Origin of the sequence: Rhizobium anhuiense (genome assembly GCF_003985145.1) — a bacterium.
GTDB lineage: Bacteria > Pseudomonadota > Alphaproteobacteria > Rhizobiales > Rhizobiaceae > Rhizobium > Rhizobium anhuiense.
The window spans coordinates 1-15,550 of the sequence record NZ_ML133530.1; the positions used below are offsets into that span (position 1 = coordinate 1).

General features: G+C 60.7%; 11 protein-coding genes. 1 reads left to right on the plus strand and 10 read right to left on the minus strand.

Annotated features, from left to right (window positions below):
- Positions 1-84 precede the first annotated feature (84 nt).
- The 10 genes from EEQ99_RS22240 to epmA form a co-directional block, all read right to left on the minus strand.
- Positions 85-1,641 (minus strand): AAA family ATPase, encoded by a 1,557-nt coding sequence (locus EEQ99_RS22240; RefSeq protein WP_127431114.1) that lies wholly within the window; start codon positions 1,639-1,641, stop codon positions 85-87.
- A gap of 132 nt (positions 1,642-1,773) precedes the next feature.
- On the minus strand, positions 1,774-5,085 hold the full coding sequence (locus tag EEQ99_RS22245; protein WP_127431115.1) for an oligosaccharide flippase family protein: 3,312 nt from the start codon (positions 5,083-5,085) through the stop codon (positions 1,774-1,776).
- A 190-nt stretch (positions 5,086-5,275) separates the two neighbouring features.
- Positions 5,276-6,454 carry a glycosyltransferase family 4 protein gene (locus EEQ99_RS22250; protein WP_127431116.1) on the minus strand — a complete coding sequence of 393 codons (1,179 nt, stop codon included), beginning with the start codon at positions 6,452-6,454 and terminating at the stop codon, positions 5,276-5,278.
- 94 nt (positions 6,455-6,548) lie between these two features.
- Positions 6,549-9,023 carry a glycoside hydrolase family 2 protein gene (locus EEQ99_RS22255; protein WP_127431117.1) on the minus strand — a complete coding sequence of 825 codons (2,475 nt, stop codon included), beginning with the start codon at positions 9,021-9,023 and terminating at the stop codon, positions 6,549-6,551.
- Between the two features lie 16 nt (positions 9,024-9,039).
- Positions 9,040-10,002: a DUF1839 family protein gene (locus EEQ99_RS22260; protein ID WP_127431118.1), complete on the minus strand. Its 963-nt coding sequence runs from the start codon at positions 10,000-10,002 to the stop codon at positions 9,040-9,042.
- 8 nt (positions 10,003-10,010) lie between these two features.
- The gene (locus EEQ99_RS22265; RefSeq protein ID WP_047615705.1) at positions 10,011-10,919 is read right to left on the minus strand and encodes an amino acid--[acyl-carrier-protein] ligase; all 909 of its coding nucleotides are present in this window, start codon (positions 10,917-10,919) and stop codon (positions 10,011-10,013) included.
- Positions 10,920-10,924: 5 nt separating this feature from the next.
- Entirely contained in the window at positions 10,925-12,106 is a 1,182-nt protein-coding gene (locus EEQ99_RS22270) for an acyl-CoA dehydrogenase family protein (RefSeq protein ID WP_047615710.1), read from the minus strand.
- Positions 12,106-12,357 (minus strand): acyl carrier protein, encoded by a 252-nt coding sequence (locus EEQ99_RS22275; protein WP_028757744.1) that lies wholly within the window; start codon positions 12,355-12,357, stop codon positions 12,106-12,108. Before EEQ99_RS22275 ends, EEQ99_RS22270 begins: the two co-directional genes overlap by 1 nt.
- A gap of 265 nt (positions 12,358-12,622) precedes the next feature.
- Positions 12,623-13,675 carry a lysine-2,3-aminomutase-like protein gene (locus EEQ99_RS22280; protein ID WP_127431119.1) on the minus strand — a complete coding sequence of 351 codons (1,053 nt, stop codon included), beginning with the start codon at positions 13,673-13,675 and terminating at the stop codon, positions 12,623-12,625.
- The gene (gene epmA / locus EEQ99_RS22285) at positions 13,672-14,733 is read right to left on the minus strand and encodes an EF-P lysine aminoacylase EpmA (protein ID WP_047615719.1); all 1,062 of its coding nucleotides are present in this window, start codon (positions 14,731-14,733) and stop codon (positions 13,672-13,674) included. Before epmA ends, EEQ99_RS22280 begins: the two co-directional genes overlap by 4 nt.
- Before the next feature lie 147 nt (positions 14,734-14,880).
- Between epmA and efp the strand changes: the two genes are divergently transcribed.
- On the plus strand, positions 14,881-15,450 hold the full coding sequence (gene efp / locus EEQ99_RS22290; protein ID WP_028758989.1) for an elongation factor P: 570 nt from the start codon (positions 14,881-14,883) through the stop codon (positions 15,448-15,450).
- Positions 15,451-15,550: the final 100 nt, after the last annotated feature.

Genomic DNA, 15,550 nt, shown 5'->3' on the forward strand with positions numbered 1-15,550 from the left:
AATGCCGATAATCTGTTCGTCTGTGAAACGGTTGCGCTTCATTCTCTGGTCCTCTCAATGGGCCAGAGCTTACTTCAAAATGGATTATTTCAACGGGGCAAGGTCAGGGCGGTCGTACACCTCGCCGTAAACCTCAGAAACCGCAGATTGGAGTTTATTGTAGTCCACGTAATTTTCGATCTCACGTCCTTTGGTCAGCCAGCACAAGCCGCTTCCCTTCTGAAATTCACCTTGCAGTCTCTGCTTTGTATCGTTGATGGTGTCGCGAGCACTTGTTTTGTCGCTATCCATAATAAGCGCAAGGTTCTGATTGAGGGATCGGAGCGCGATGAACTCGCCAATCTCGTCTGCATCAGCGCTCAAGTGGCTGAGTAAACGACCGCCATAAAACATGATTGAAAAGTGAATGCCCTCGCTTAGGTCAGGTGCGGCCTTGACGAGCCAGTGTTTCAGATAGATGCGATCGGATGGTCCTTCGACCCATATGACCGCGTTAGCCTGCACTATGTCGGACGCCCGATATCCTAGGTCCGCGCATATTTGATATCGCTCGCTGCGTAGAATACTCTCAGATATCTTGGTCTGCGTCCCATCGTTCGATACGTGGAAAATCGCCGCGCCCGGGGTGTCGATGAAACTCGCGGAGTGGGTGGCGATAAAGTATTGGTTTGAAGTGTATTCCTTCAAATACTTAATAAGCTTCCGCTGGAGAATGGGATGGAGATGTATCTCTGGTTCCTCAATGCATATTATCTGTCTGTCAAAGAGCGTGCAGAAAGATGCCAACAGTACAACTTCATGAATTCCCGTGCCCAACGAAGAAAGCGGCAGAACCTTATTGTCCATATGAACGAGAATGTGCTGCCTATTATGCGGGATCTCAATTAGTGCATCGTCGCGGTCTGTGACGCTCTGTAGAAATCGGTTTATGTTGTCGAAAACAACTCTGTCTGCCCGTTTGTCGTGATCCGGACTTTGTACTTCCATCAATCGGTCGATTAACCCAGCGCCGCTAAGATCGCTTAAAGTTGCACCTGCTGGCCCGATTTGGCGCTTAGCGGGAATTAGCCTGGTTGCCGGAAGTTTCAGGCTTATCACTTGCTGCAGCCGCGTAAGGATTTCGGGGATCCAGTGCTGATCCAAGCTGCCATTTGTCTGACCGGTCAACGCATTCCAAAGGTAATACCACTCCTCGCGGATGAGCACGGTTGCAATTCGCTCTTGGAGGCCGGCTTCCGCAAAAACCGGTTCGGTTACCTTCCCGTTTCGGCCCATCCAGATAATGTTTCTGTCTGGCAAAGCTTCAATAAGTTTAACTAGCACTGGCCATTGGGAAGACTTTAAAGTTGAAAATTTTCTGCGAGCCGAGTCCACGAAGATGTCTAGCGGAAAGCCAATCAAAGCTTGAATCTCACCGGTTTTTGCTCCCCGGTAGCGCTCTATTGACGCAGTAATTTCGCTGTCCACGACATTATCCGCACGAAAAGGCAAATACTTTGACACGAAATTGAGGACGGTCGATTTCCCCGAATTGTTTACGCCGATGAAGAAGTTGAAATCTCGAAATTCGCGAAGCTTTTGTTCTTCTGCGCCTATTCCTCGGTAAAACTGTAGGGAAAGCGCGTGGAGGAATACTGTCATCTTAATGCCCAATTGATGCGTCTTTAAATCGTATCTTCCACACGAGACAACGCGAATCCACGCCTATCATGCAGTCGGACGCAGAAACTGGTTGATTTCGTTTACCGTTCGCTAGGGCTGATCCTACCCGCCTCACGCCCTCGCTAAGCGAATGATCTCGTCGAGCACGAATTTGCGCGATTGCGGCGGCGTCAGATTGTGATCGGCATCCGGCAGCATCAGCAACCGCACGTTCGGATAGCGCGAAAGCCGGGCGCCGCGCGGCCCGAAGTGGAAATAGACGTGGTCGAGCCCGACATCGCCCTCGCTGTAAATCAGCGTCAGCGGCACCTTGCGCTTGCCGAACAGCGCAAAGGAGTGCCGGACCTCGCGGGCGATATGGCGCCGGTCGGGAAGCAGCTCGAGCAGCGGTGCGATCCACGGCGATAGCCGGCGGCCGGCGGCGATGACGATATTCTGCAGCGCCGCAACGACGTCCACCTGGCCGCGCAGCAGCCGCTTCAGCGTGTCGAGCCGCGCCATGCGCTGGCCGTAGTCGTCAAGGCTGCGCGGAACGGAGACGACATGCTCCCTACGCACCGGTATCTTCGGATCCCAGTAATAGACGAAGGGATTGATCGATACGACAGCCTTCAAGCGGTCGTCGGCGACACCGGCGCGGAAGGCGACGTAACCGCCGCTGCATCGGCCGGCGACCATGACGGGACCGGCGACGACGCTTTCGAGCAGATCGAGCGAGGCGACCGCATCCGCGGTCTGGGTATCCGAATAAAGCACCTGTTCCGGCGCGTCCGGCCGCGGCGGGCTGTCACCGACATTGGCGGAATCGAAGCGCAGCGAAACGACGCCCTGGCGGGCAAGTGCGCGCGCCATATCGACCGTCGTCCGTCCCCAGCCGGCATGCCGGTCATAGGCTGTCGACAGAAAGAGCACGGCATTGCCCTTGATCTCACCGAGTGGCCGGCTGACGACGCCGATCAGATGATTGTGGCTGCCGAAACGCACCGGCGTTTCGGCAAAACCCTCGCCGGCAAGCGGCGGATTCTCGATCACATCAGGCGAATGCGCCGCGGATGTCTCCGTCGTCGTCGCCTCCAGCCAGGTCGTCAGCAGTTCGACGACGGCCATCGGCGTCTTGGCAAACAGCGGATTGGTGGCGAGCTCGTCATAGCCTTCGAAAGCCTTCTGCTCGACATCGGCGCCAAGCGCCTTCAGTGCATCGGCAAAACCGGTATCCTCGGCCTTCGCGGGACGTTCGAGGATCAGATAGCGGGAGGCTGCGAGCCCCTGTGGCGAGGCGATGGTAAGCTTGCCGAGCTCGGCGGCAATCTCTTCGGGCATGACGAGCCCGGCAATCTGCACCTTCGCGGTCTGGACATGTTCCTTGCCGAGGCCGAGATCGGCATCGATGATCTTCGACCACATGTTGAGTTCGCGCAGATAGGCCCGGCCGCTCAGCACCGGCGCCAGCATGACGAGGCTGTCGACGCCTTCGATCGAGGAACCGATGCGATGGGCAAGCGTTGCGCCGAGGCCCTGTGCGATGAGGATGATACGGTCGCAGCCGCTCAGCGATTTCAGCTTGACGGCGGCGGCGCGGATCGAATTTTCCCAGGTTTCCAGCCTTGCCGGCAGCGCATCGAAATCGAGCGCATCGCCGGTGCCGCGATAGTCGAAGCGCAGGCTCGGCACGCCGATATCGGCGAAATGCTCGGCCGCGACGCGGAAGAATTTGCGGCTGCACATCTCCTCGAACCCCCAGGGGCTGACGAAAAGCACGGCGGCCGAACGTTTCTTCACGAGACGATTCTCCGGCATGAACAGCCCGATCGTGCCGTCGAAGACAACCGGCAGGGCAGCACTGCGTCCCGCGCCCTCGGCTGGTTCGAGCGAGAATTCGCCGGGCGCGACCTTGGCGCGATCGGGATCGCCGGGAAGCCGCGGCGCGATGAAATTGATCGCGTGGCCGACCGGCCGGCGCAGCAGGGACGGCATCTTGTCGAGAATGGAGTGCATGACGTCGACATCCTCGCCCGGCACGGCGCGCAGCACGCGCAGTGCCGCGAAATAACAGAACGCACCGGCAATGATCGCGCCGATGAGACCGGCCGGACCCCCGACGAATTCCAGCACCGAAATCGCTCCGCAAGCACACAGCACGGAGGCGAGCGTCACCTTCGTCAGGCTTGCGTAGAGACCCGATAGTTGGGATCCGAATCCTGTCTGTCTGATCATCATCACCGACATCGCAACGAAGACGAGGATGCGCACGAGTGCGGCACCCTCGGCGGCAAGCCTAGGTACGATCAGTAAACAACCCGCTACCATCAGTAGGCCACCTATGACACTGATATTCAGGCGGGAGCGGGCCCTGTCCATCGACAGCAAATAGAGGCTGAGGATCTGCATGAACGTATAGGCGGGCGCGACCAGCGCAAGCAGCGCCACCACCGTCCCACTGCGGCGGAACGCTTCGCCGAACACCACGATCACCAGTTCGCTGGAGATCGCCGCAAGCCCGAGGCTCATCGGCAGCACGATATAGGCCATGGAGCGGGTGACGGCGGCGAAGACCTCGACCGGCAATGTCGAGTCGTCGCTGTTATGCCGCCGCTCGGAATAATAGGGCAGCAGGCTGCCGGTCATCTGGATCGGCAACTGCAGCGCGATATTGGCGATCGACAGGCCGACGGCATAATAGCCGACCATCTCCACCGACCAGAACTGCTGCAGGAAGAGCAGTTCGAGCCGGTTGAGGAAGATGGAATCGATGATGAACTGGATCGACAGGATGGCGGAGGAGGAGGCGAGATATTTGAGCGAGACCCCGCACCAGTCGCGCCGCGCAAGAAGGATCGGCAGCGTGGCGAAAAACAGCACGAGCTGGCCGAGCGCATAACCGACGAGGACGCCTTCGACGCCATAGAGAACGGCGCCGACGGCAACGCCGGCAAGCTGCACAATCGAAACGGCGACCGTCAGCCGAAAGAAGGCGCCGAGTTTCTTTTCGCCGATCAGGTAGAATTTGACGAAGGAACCGATCGCCTGGACGAAAAACAGCACGCCCGTGACCAAAGCGACGGATGGCGCGGTCTCCGCCCAGTGCATCTTTTCCGAAGTCAGGAAGAACAGCGCATAGAGCGCCAGCAGCGCGACGGTCGAGAACATCATGAAGCTGACGAGGATCGCGGCAAAACCCCGCCGGCGGCGTGTATCGTAGCCCTCCGCCGAAAGCTGCGGCAAGGTCTTCAGCAGCGTGATGCTGGAGCCGAGTTCGGCGATCGAGGCGCCCGTGACCACCAGCCAGAGCGAGAAAGCGACGATGCCGTTGGCTTCCGGCCCGAGCAGCCGCGCAGTTATGATCGAGGAAACGAAGCCCGTCAGAAGCAGCAGCATGCCTGCCGCCGCATTCATCACCGAGTTTGCGATAATACCCTTCGACATCTATCCATCCGTCAGCATCGGCCTAAAGCGCGTCACGATCTTCAGATCGCTTCTCGCACTTTAGGTTTTTGTTTTTACCCATGTCGTTATCGCAAAACCGCTGCACACTTTTGCGCGCCATGCTCTAAAGCCGCATACCCGCCATCTCTAATGCGAAAATGTTAAAATAAAGCGGAGTGACGACCTCACCTTAGCTGGCTTGCATCGCCGACAGCCTCTGGAGCGCCTTCTCATAGCTGTTCTCTGCAAGGTATTTCAGCAGGAACTCCCGCGCCTTCTCGGCCTTCTCTCGTGCACGCTGGGGCGCGAGGAAGATGTCCCGCAAGTGCGCAGCCGCCGCCTCTGGAGAAGGGTCAGCCCAGACCGCGCCCGCGAGCCCGGCAAATTCGGGATGGGTATCGATGACCCGAATGAGCGGAGAGGCGACCATCCAGCTATTGTCGGGATCGCAGAAATCCACCGTGCCCGACCAGGCGGTAGAAATCACCGGCGTGCGCTGCATGATCGCCTCGGCCACCGTCAGCCCGAAACCCTCGGAACGATGCAGCGAAAGATAGGCGTCTGAACAGCGGATGAGGCCGTTGATATCGGCGTCCGACAGCCTGTCGGTGACGATCTTGATCCGGGGGTTGCCGGCGACCGAAGCGATCAGTTCGCGCAGGCCTTCATCCCTATCGATATTGCCACTGGCCTTCATCAACAGGAAGGCGCTTGGGGCTTCGGCGACGAAGATCCTGAAGGCCTCGATGATGGCCTTCGGATTCTTCCGGTTGATCGAGGAGCCGGCACTGAAGATGAAGCTGACGAGAAAGGCGTCTTCCTCGATGCCGAATTTCTGGCGCATGCCTTCCGTCGCCGGCTTCTCCGTGACGGGATGCGGAACCACGATGACGGGTGCCGCGGTCAGCGGCGCAATCGTCCGCCGGGTGAATTCCGACGGCACGAAGACCGCATTCATGTAATGCATCGCATTGCGCCATTCCGCCGGCACAACTTCGAGCTCCCAGGCGAAATAGCCGATGTTGAAGGCGCGGGTGAAATTTCCAACGCCCTTCTTCAGGATGGCGCGCGGCAGCATCGGCGGATTGAGATGCCAGATCCGGCTTCCCGCGGGTTCGGTGGAAAGGTGCGACGGCATCCATCCGGCGAAGGCATTCTCGTCGGGATGCGTGCTGACGTCGGAAAGCGCAATCGCCCGCCCCGCCTCCGACAACGCGCCGGCGCAGAGCCTTGCCGATTCGCCGACGCCGACCGCCATCGAGAGATAGCCGACGATCTCCACCGGCTTGCGCGGATTGAAGGCAAGACGCGCGCGTGGAATCAGCCGCTGCAGGACATGGGCGCGCAGAAAGCGGTATATCGTTCTCAAATCACGGTCTTTCCAAATGGATCGGCATCAGCCCCAGAGCATGATGCCGAAAAGTGTGCGCGGTTTTCGGACGGCAGCATGCTCTATCTCTTTTCTAGAACGCGACACGATGCGAACTGCCTAAACTTCTGATCTCACCCGTAGGCGGAACATCGCTTTCCGCGCTCAGGAGCGCATGCAGCTTCACGCGCCACGCCACGCCGGGAGCGAGATGGAACCAGTCGTCGTCGGCCCGATAGCCTTCGACGTCGATATGCACCGATTGCGCCAGCCGGTCGGTCCTCAAATCGACGAACCAGTCGTCGCCATCTCTGCCGAGTGACGCTTCGATCCCTGCGTCATGGAGCGCCTTCCCCCGGCCGCACGGGAAGTGGAAGCTTTCGGCGAGAATGGCGCCATCTGCCAGCGAGCGCAGACGCGCCACGCTTGCGTCGTGCGATGGTGGTCCAAAACGGAAGGCATAGGTCGTATCGAAGAAGGCGCCGAACAGCGTTGTGCAGGCAAAACGCTCCGTGCTCCTTGCCGCCAGCTTGAAGGCCATGCTGCCGCTGACGACCTGTTGCTTGCCGTCCCGCAGGCAGACGACCTCGAGCTCCACGTCGAGCGCGGCGTCCGCCTCGTTGACGACATGCACGTCGAGACCGTTGGTTCCCTCGTCGGTGAAGACCACTTGCACCGGCCGGAAGGCACGGCGCATCGCATACCAGACGGGCTTCGGCTCTCCGGTGGAATCGATCACCCCCCAGCCGGGACCGGGCAACAGGTCTTGCAGCGTCCAGACGAGCGCGCCGTTGCAGCCGGAGCCCTTGCGCCGCCATTCGGCAAAAGCCTCCTCGATCACCTCGCCGGTGACGGCGCGGGAGAGATCGAGATAGTGTTCCGGATCCTCACGGCGCAATTGGGCCGGATCGAAACCGTAGAGAAGGTGCAGATAGAAGTCGCGAACATCCTCGAAATCCCACGATGCGCTGCGGTCGCGCGGCACGCGGGCCTTCCAGAGCGGGCTATGGACGGCGGGCACGTCGAGATGACGCTGCAGCGTCCTTTGCTGCGGCACATGCGCGAAGGCGAGGCCTTCGGAGGCAAACCGCACATCGGCGCGGCGCGCATCGGCAATCGGCCGCATATAGGCGCCGACGCCGTAATAATGTGCAATTCCGGCATTGGGCGAAAAAGGCATGGCCCCGCCATAGGGCGAATTCGGGACATAGGGCACGTCGGGACGCATGCGCGCGACGACCGCCGGGATGATCTCGTCGGTGACCGGCCCGCTCCAGAATTCCGCCGGCAGGCCGAGCATCGCCGCCTGCTGGTGGATTTCACTGCCGCCGCAAAGCACAGCGAGGGAGGGCGACGCCTGGACACCGTGCAGAAATTCCTCGACCTCCGCATGCACATGGCCAAGAAAGGCCTTGTCGTTGCGCGGATAATCGAAATTGGCGAACATGAAATCCTGCCAGACGAGCAGGCCGAGTTCATCGCAGAGCGCGAAGAAATCCGGCGTCTCATAGGCCATGGTGCCGCCGATGCGGATCATGTTCATCCCGGCCTCCGCGGCAAGCCGCAGGAACGGTTCGTAATCCGCCCGGCCGCCCGGCAATCGCACGATATCGGCCGTCGTCCACACCGCGCCGCGGCAGAAGATGCGTTCGCCGTTGACGGTGAGCGCGAAGTTATCACCATCGGCACCGCGGTCGACATCGATCCGGCGGAAGCCAGTCGTGCCGAGCGGATATTCGACGCCGTCGGAAACCAGTGTCAGCTCGTAGAGACGCGGAGCGCCGTGGGTGTGCGGCCACCATGGCTCGATGTCGGGAAGCTTGAGAATAGCCGAGTAATGACTGTCGCCGACCTTCTCGAAAGGCTGCTCCATTCCGCCGCAGCGCAGCAGCATGGCGGGATCCTCGGCATTGCTATGCAGCGATACGCTGAGACGGCCGGCGCCGCTCTCCGCCAAGAGGGCGCGGATGGAGACGTTGTCGATCGAGACGGGATTGCGCCGCACCATGGAAATCGGTCGCCACGGCCCGATAGCATGAATATCGGGGCACCAGCCCGGCATATGGCCGAGCAGCGTCGTGCGAAAATTCTTCAGGCCCGCCGGCGTGATCATCTGCGGCCGCCAGCGCGCGCGCGGGCCGGGCTCCGACAGACGGGGGCCGAGCGCCCGGAAGCAGAGCGCCAGTTCGTCGCCGCCCGACAGCGTCACCGGAATCTCGTGCGCCGTGAACATGCTCTCGGAAAACAGGATTTCCTGGCCGTTCAGGAAGACATGGCAGAGCGTCGCGAGCCCTTGGAAATGCAGGATCGCTTCGCCGGGCTCGGCATCGAAAAGCCGGCAGAGATACCAGGCATCCCGCGTGTTCAGCGGCTCGGGATTTTCACGGTCGAAGAGCCCAGCCTTTTCGAGCGCCGCGGCGACAGTGCCGGGAACGGGCGCGGGAATGAACTGGGCGGAAAGGTGAATGTCGTGCGGCACGGCGCAGGCGCCCGGCTCCGTCAGGATCAGGTTCCAGCCTTCGGAAAGCAGGCTTTCCTCGGCACCGATGCTTGCCAAACGCCCCCGCATGGTCAGATCTCCGGCTTCAGATTCGCCCCGCAAGCGACGCCATCATGGAATCCCATGCATCGGCGGCCGGATCAAGTGCTGCCTGCAACGGCTCGAACTTCCTGCGGGTGACGGCGCGGGCAAGCTGGAACTGCACCGATTTCGCCACCTCGGAAATGCGCCTGGCATGCTCGGCGGCAGCCGCGAATTCACCGGCGGAAAGCCAGGTGAGGTAATCGGCCGCCAGCTCGAAATTGGCGCCTACCTGGCGAAGCGTGTTGAAGGCGTATTTGTGGAAGAAGCCGAACGGCCGTTCCGCTACCGCTTCGACCTGCTGCGGAAAGACGCTTGCAAAGGCGCGGATCGGGTTTTCGCGGGGACGCCTGATGAAATGAAAGCCGGCAAGCTGCCGCGCGGTCTTCCGCAGATGCGTTTCATCAGCCGGCTTTTCCGGAAACCGCGCAAATTCCGTATAGGGCAGGAACGGCGGATCGTTCTCCGTCAGATGCAGCTGGAACAGCCCGTCGAAATCCTCGCCTTCCAGGCGGAAATAACCGGCATTGTGAAAATAATCGACGCGCTTGGCCGCAACATCCAGCCGGTTGATCGCCACCGTCGTCTTGCCGTGCTCCTGCCGGTAGGCGGTGCCGCGCGTGTCCGGCATGTAGAAGGAATCCATCTCGATCAGGCAGAGACGGGCACGGGCGATCTGAACCTCGACATGGCGTTCGACACGGTCGTAGATGGCAAGCTCGGTGGCGCGAATACCGTAGAGCGCTTCGAGATCCTGGAGCGGCACCTTGAAGAAGGTGAACTGGTCGCCCTCGAAATCCTGCGTCAGGGTAAAACCCAGCATCGCCTCGGGCGCGACACCGGATGATGCCAGCACCTCGATCCAGAGATCGACATAGCAATTGGTTTCCGGCCAGGCGCGCTCACTGGAATGCAGCGCATGCGCCCGGTAGGTTTCCGGGTCGATTCCCGAAAATACCGATGTCATGGATGTGCTCAGCCCCACAGCGCTTTCCGTACGCTGGCCGGCCATTGCTTCACATCGAGCCCGTGATGGTGGAAGAGGGCAAGCGCGATGCGCTCCAGCCCGAAGCCGACGCAGGCGGTGTGCGCGACGCTGCCGTCTTCGAGATTGAGACCCCATTTCGTGCCGAAGGCATCCTGATGGTAGTTGAAGCTCATGCAGGCGGTCGGATTGGCAGCCGAGGTGATCGGGATCAGCAGCTCGAATTTCAGGTTCTGGTCGCGCTGATTGTTGGCGAGCATCTTGCCGGCGCGGCCGAAGAACGGATCGTTGGCGACGTCGATCGTCACGTCGAGACCGACGGCCTTCATCATCTCGACGCCGCGATCCATCCAGCGCTGGCGGAAATCGGTGACGTGCTGTTCAGTGCCCATGCAGATATATTCGCGCATGCGGAACAGCTGCTGGCGGGCAGGATCCTTCGACGGCTCATGGCGGAAGCAATAGGATTGCAGGTCGAAGAGGCCGCCCGTCTTTGGCAGATTGCCGCGCTTGGCGATCGTCGGATAGAGCGGATAGCAGGCAGCCGGCGTCAGCACGATGTCGGTCGCCTCCTGCCCCTTGGTCCAGTCCTCGCCGACTTCCATGCATTGCAGCAGGCTGACATGATCGAGTTCGCTGCCGCAGAAACTGTGCACCGTGCCAGCCAGTTGCGGGAAGCTCTTCATGTAACCGCTCTTTTCGAAAAAGGCGCGGTTCATGCCCGGCGGGAAGCGCATCGCCTCCGCGCCGTCGGCGCCGCCGAACCTGTCGATCAGCCGCTCGAAGGCAGCGATCACGTCTTCGAACTGGCCGCTGCGGCCATAGAGCCCGTCGATGCCGGTATCGATCAGCAGGCCGGATTCGAAAAGCCGGTCCAGAAACGAGGTCTGCATATCCATGACTGTCACCCCAGTAGGCTAGTGTCCTGCTTATGGACAAGAAGCATGCTCGACGTATTGCCGAGGATGCGGTCGTTCGAGATCATCAGCTGTGCGGAATGCGCGTCGCGCAGATGGCGTCCGAGGCTGAACGGCGTGCCGTTCTTGTAGCCCATGATGCCGCAGATCAGCATGGCATGGTTGACGATCTCCAGGATCGTCTCGGACGAGGCGATCTTGACGTTGTTCATCGCCACCGCAAAGCCCATCGAGGACAGCCTGTCGACATCGGCCTTGGCATCCTCGTAGGCCTTGAGGCCGGCAACCACATTGGATTTCACCATCTGCAGCAGGTTCGAAACCTCGGCGAGGCGCAACGCGCCCGGCGGCTGGGCATCCGGCGCCTTGCGGGCGGCGGCGCGCACGAAGGCCTGGGCACGTGCGACGGCATCGACTGCGATGCCGTACCAGACGCCACTCCACAACAGGTGCGAGGAGGCGAGCATGGATTGCGCCGCGATCTCGGCGAAAGGCTTCGGCAGGATCTGATGCGCCGGCGCCTCGCCCTTGAACAGGAAGCCGTCGGAGCAGGTGCCGCGCATGCCCAGCGTATTCCAGACATGGGTCTTCTCGAGCGTGTACTGATCCTTGAGGAAGGCCGTCAGCACCTGATCGGAGGAAGCCGCCTGCGCGTGGGCACGCGACGTGATGAGGATCGCGTCGGCATGCGAGCCGTAGGAAATGACGGTCGCATCCTTTTCGAGGCGGCAAGTATCGCCATCGACCTCGACCGCGCAGATGCTGTTGCGCAGGTTTCCGCCGATGCCGCCTTCGGTGGTGGCGGAAGCAATCAGCAGCTGCTCTGCGGCGATGCGGCGCATGAAGCTGCGATGCCATTCGCTGTCGGCGCCGTGTTCAACGAGGCTCGACAGCTTGATGTGATGCATGGCGAAGACCATGGCGCTTGCCGCGCAGGCCTGGCCGAGCATCGAGCACAATTCGGCGATCTCGGTGATCGAGGCGGATTCACCGCCGAGATGGCGCGGCACCTGGATGCCGAGCAGCCTTTCGGCCTTCATCGCCTCCACGGCTTCGCGGGGAAAGCGGCCTTCGACATCGACGGCATCGGCGTGCTTTGCCGCGATTTCGGCGACGCGGGCCACTCTTGCGACAAGACCGTCCTGCATGATCTTGACGGGGAAATTCATCAGGCGACCTTCCGGCTGTCCCGGATGAGATCGACGGTCCTGGCGATGGCCGAGATGCTCGCGAAGGATTTGCGGTTCAGGAGATTGTCGGGAAATTCGATGTCGAAGGCCTCTTCGATGCCAAGCATCAGCTGCACGGAAGCAAAGGACGTCAAACCTGCCGCATAAAGATCGGCATCGTCGCCAACCTGGTCGATCGACACAGGAAGCTTGCCGAATTTGGCTACGAGGTCGCGGATTGTCGTATTCATCCCATCACTCCAAGATTCTCATGATCCCGAACCGGCGTTCATCGCCTTGTCATGAGCGTTCTTTTAGTGCGGAAAACAGAACATTCCGCTAATTTGTTGGGTTAAATATGACTAAGGCTCACAGTTAGGATTTTAGCGATCATTCCGGCATTGTCGTAAACAACGATTTTCTATCAACGACTTAGGACAATCTTGCCGCTGCGACACACAATAGCTTCTGGCGTGACGAGTACAGAAATGACACGCAAACGCGCCGCTTTTTGTCTCAATCGGCCGGCGGATAGGAATGCTCGCCGCCGCGATAATCGGTGATGGAATAACATCCGTCGCCTGTCGCCCGGATAGCGCTCCCACTGATGACGGCCTTGCCGTGACCGCCTGGAATATCGAGAATGTAAGTCGGCTGGCAGAGACCGGAAATCCGCCCGCGCAACGCCGCGACGATCTCCTGCCCCTCCTCGATCGTCACTCTGAAATGACCGGTGCCGGGCGCCAGATCCGGATGATGCAGGTAATAGGGTTTGACGCGGATTTCGACGAAGGCCTTCATCAGCGCCGCAAGCACGTCGGGATCGTCGTTGACGCCCTTGAGCAGCACCGACTGGCTGAGCATGGCGATGCCGGCATCGACAAGGCGGGCGCAGGCTGCGCGCGCTTCCATCGTCAGTTCCCTGACATGGTTGGCGTGCAGCGCCACATAGACCGTCTTGCCGCCTGCTTTCAGCGCGGCGACCAGCGCCGCATCGATCCTTTCCGGATCGACGACCGGAACACGCGTGTGGAAACGCACGATCTTCACATGGGCGATCCCGGCGAGCGTCTCCATGATGTCGTGGAGACGGCGCGGAGAAAGCACCAGCGGATCGCCACCGGTGAGGATGACCTCCCAGATCTCCTCATGACCTCGGATATAGTCGAAAGCGGCCTGCATCGCCGTGGCATCGAGCGTGCCGAGGCCCTGCGGTCCGACCATTTCGCGCCGGAAGCAAAAACGGCAATAGACCGGGCAGACATGCACGGCCTTGAGCAACACACGATCGGGATAGCGGTGAACGATGCCTTCGACGGGGCTGTGGGCATGATCGCCGATCGGATCGGCGCGTTCCTCGCTGGCGATCGTGAGTTCGGCGATATCGGGCACGAACTGCCGGGCGATCGGATCATCGGGATCGGTGCGGTCGATGAGCTTGCTGATCACCGGCGTCAGCGCGATCGCATAGCGCGCAGCAACCTCTTCGAGCGTTGCACGATCGGCAGACGCGGCGAGCCCTGCCTTCACAAGATCGTCGACGCTCTTGATCGGTTTGACGACATTCATCTTCCATACTCCGCAACCGGCGCCCAGAGCACCTGGTCGATGCGCGATGCTCCCGTTGCCAGCATTACCAGCCGGTCGAAACCGAGCGCGATGCCGCTTGCCTCTGGCATCAGCGCCAGCGCGGCGAGGAAATCCTCGTCGATCGGATAGGTCTCGCCGTAGACCCGCGCCTTCTCGGCCATCTCGATCTCGAACCGTCGCCGCTGTTCGGCAGCGTTGGTGAGCTCGCCGAAGCCGTTCGCAAGCTCGACGCCGCAGGCATAGAGCTCGAAACGTTCCGCGACCCTGGGGTCGCGTGCCGAGGGACGCGCAAGTGCCGCCTCCGAGACCGGATATTCGTCGAGGATGGTGATGCGGCCGAAGCCGAGATGCGGTTCGATCTTCTCGACCAGCACCCGGCTGAAGAGATCGGCCCAGCCGTCGTCATCGGCAACCCGCATGCCGACGCGCCTGAGTTCGGCTGCCAGATGGTTGCGATCGGTCGAACCATCGGCGGCGACCGAGGCAAGAAGATCGATGCCGGCATGCCGCTCGAAGGCTTCGGCAACGCTGAGCCGCTCCGGCCCGGCGAAGGGATCGCTCGCGACGCCGCGATAGGCAAGCGTCCCCGCCTTTACCGTTTCTGCCGCCAGCGCCAGGATCCGCACGCAATCCATCATCAGGCTCTCATAGCTTTCGCCCGCCCGATACCATTCGAGCATGGTGAATTCGGGATGATGCAGCGGCCCGCGCTCGCGATTGCGATAGACATGGGCAAAACACGAGATCCGTTCCTCGCCCGCCGCAAGCAGCTTCTTGCAGGCGAATTCCGGCGAGGTGTGCAGGTAAAATGGAGCCCTTTGCCCGTCCGTCGTCAGCGCTTCCGTCGCGAAGGCATGCAGATGCGCCTCATTGCCCGGAGAGACCTGCAGCACCGCCGTATCCACCTCGATGAAATCCTCGCGCGCGAAAAACCCGCGCAACGCCGCCTGGATCGCATTGCGCCCGATCAGGAACGGACGGCGATCGGCATGTACGGACGAGGTCCACCAGGGGGACGCTTTGGCCGAAGAGTTCATTCCAAGCTTTCTTCGCCGGAGAAGCCGGTATGGGGTGGCTATTTCCCGGATTTTAGGTTAGTTGCGCCCCCAAAGAAAAACATTTGCGTCTTCGGGGCGTCTCGACAGTCCTCTACGACGCCGAAAGCCGAGTTACAAGGAAGTCTTATGGTCAAGGTCATCGCCTCTTCGGTCCGCAAGGGCAACGTTCTCGACGTCGACGGCAAGCTCTACGTCGTCCTCACCGCCCAGAACTTTCATCCGGGCAAAGGCACGCCGGTCACCCAGGTCGACATGCGACGCATCGTCGACGGCGTGAAGGTTTCCGAGCGTTGGCGCACCACCGAACAGGTCGAGCGCGCCTTCGTCGAAGACGTGAACCATCAGTTCCTCTACGAGGACGGCGAAGGCTTTCACTTCATGAACCCTGGAAACTACGATCAGGTCGTCGTCGATGTCGAGACGATGGGTGACGACAAGGCTTATCTGCAGGAAGGCATGACCTGCGTTCTGTCAATGCATGAAGGCATTGCTCTGGCGATCCAGATGCCGCGTCACGTCACGCTCGAAATCACCGAGACGGAACCGGTCGTCAAGGGCCAGACGGCGTCGTCTTCCTACAAGCCGGCCATGCTGTCGAACGGCGTGCGCACCATGGTGCCGCCGCACATCAATGCCGGCACCCGCGTCGTCATCGCCACGGAAGACAATTCCTACGTCGAACGCGCCAAGGATTGATCCTGAGTGACAAACTCTTGAAGAGGCCGGCTTATGCCGGCCTTTTTGTATCCGCCTTCTTTGCAGCATGATGTTGTCCGAAAACCGCTCACACTTTTCG

Excerpts from the sequence above, each read along its gene's own strand:
- EEQ99_RS22255 (WP_127431117.1), bottom strand. The coding sequence starts at position 9,023 with ATGCGGGGGCGTTTGGCAAGCATCGGTGCCGAGGAAAGCCTGCTTTCC.
- EEQ99_RS22270 (WP_047615710.1), bottom strand. The coding sequence starts at position 12,106 with ATGAATTTCCCCGTCAAGATCATGCAGGACGGTCTTGTCGCAAGAGTG.
- EEQ99_RS22265 (WP_047615705.1), bottom strand. The coding sequence starts at position 10,919 with ATGGATATGCAGACCTCGTTTCTGGACCGGCTTTTCGAATCCGGCCTG.
- epmA (WP_047615719.1), bottom strand. The coding sequence starts at position 14,733 with ATGAACTCTTCGGCCAAAGCGTCCCCCTGGTGGACCTCGTCCGTACAT.
- EEQ99_RS22275 (WP_028757744.1), bottom strand. The coding sequence starts at position 12,357 with ATGAATACGACAATCCGCGACCTCGTAGCCAAATTCGGCAAGCTTCCT.
- efp (WP_028758989.1), top strand. The coding sequence starts at position 14,881 with ATGGTCAAGGTCATCGCCTCTTCGGTCCGCAAGGGCAACGTTCTCGAC.
- EEQ99_RS22240 (WP_127431114.1), bottom strand. The coding sequence starts at position 1,641 with ATGACAGTATTCCTCCACGCGCTTTCCCTACAGTTTTACCGAGGAATA.
- EEQ99_RS22280 (WP_127431119.1), bottom strand. The coding sequence starts at position 13,675 with ATGAATGTCGTCAAACCGATCAAGAGCGTCGACGATCTTGTGAAGGCA.
- EEQ99_RS22260 (WP_127431118.1), bottom strand. The coding sequence starts at position 10,002 with ATGACATCGGTATTTTCGGGAATCGACCCGGAAACCTACCGGGCGCAT.
- EEQ99_RS22245 (WP_127431115.1), bottom strand. The coding sequence starts at position 5,085 with ATGTCGAAGGGTATTATCGCAAACTCGGTGATGAATGCGGCGGCAGGC.